The organism is Actinocorallia aurantiaca (assembly GCF_039533685.1).
GTDB classification, from domain to species: domain Bacteria; phylum Actinomycetota; class Actinomycetes; order Streptosporangiales; family Streptosporangiaceae; genus Actinocorallia; species Actinocorallia aurantiaca.
Genome location: NZ_BAAATZ010000050.1, coordinates 1 through 710, shown reverse-complemented (window position 1 = coordinate 710; position 710 = coordinate 1). Strand labels below are relative to the sequence as shown.

1 protein-coding gene is annotated in these 710 nt (G+C 52.4%); it reads right to left on the bottom strand.

Features of this window, described 5'->3' with window-relative positions; genetic code table 11:
- A partial coding sequence (locus ABD327_RS37235) for a hypothetical protein (RefSeq protein ID WP_344458490.1) occupies nt 1–612 on the bottom strand: 612 nt, incomplete at its 3' end.
- Between the last annotated feature and the right edge of the window lie 98 nt (nt 613–710).

Below are 710 nucleotides of genomic sequence, written 5' to 3'. Positions count from 1 at the left end.
TAGCTGCGTGGCAACCGCACCAGAAGCAAGAACCACGACGATAACCCTCGCGATCAAAAGTCCTTGCTCGCCAGAAGCAAGGGGGATCGCTACCAGCATAGCAACTATTGCGATGGTGGCAGAAAACCACATCATAGTCCTATATCTTGCAGCGGTTGTCCTGTAGAGACATTTCCCCCAAAAAGCGTTCTCTTGCAGGTGTTCACAAAGCCTGCGCACCCCTTTAGGCGACCTACTGGCGTAATAGTCCGGGTCGACCGACCCTTGCGAAGCCCTGTCCTGGGCCGGAATATTACTTAGCCAATTGGCCAACTCCATACGCTCAGCTATTTGCCCAAAGGCATCGAATAGAAGACCCCACGTCCTTCCCGCCTCTCCAGACTTATGGCGCGAGGCGGCACGGTTCCTGACCAACCATGAAGTTACTTGGGCGACCAATGCACATACAGTAGGAATATAGGTTAGGGAATTGGGAATAAATACCGAAATGATAGCGAATACAAAGGTAGCCATCTGGAGACGACGAGCTAGTTGGTAGTCGTCTGCGGCCCGAGCAAGCTCCCCGTGGGAAAGAGCAATAATCTGGCTAGCGGACAAGGGGGAACCGGTCACCTAGAATTCTCCTCCATTCGGCACATGCTTTAGCTCCATCTCCGCTAGCCTCAGCCTCTATGGCCAGGTTTGCTATTTTTATTGTTTCTTGCACAAGG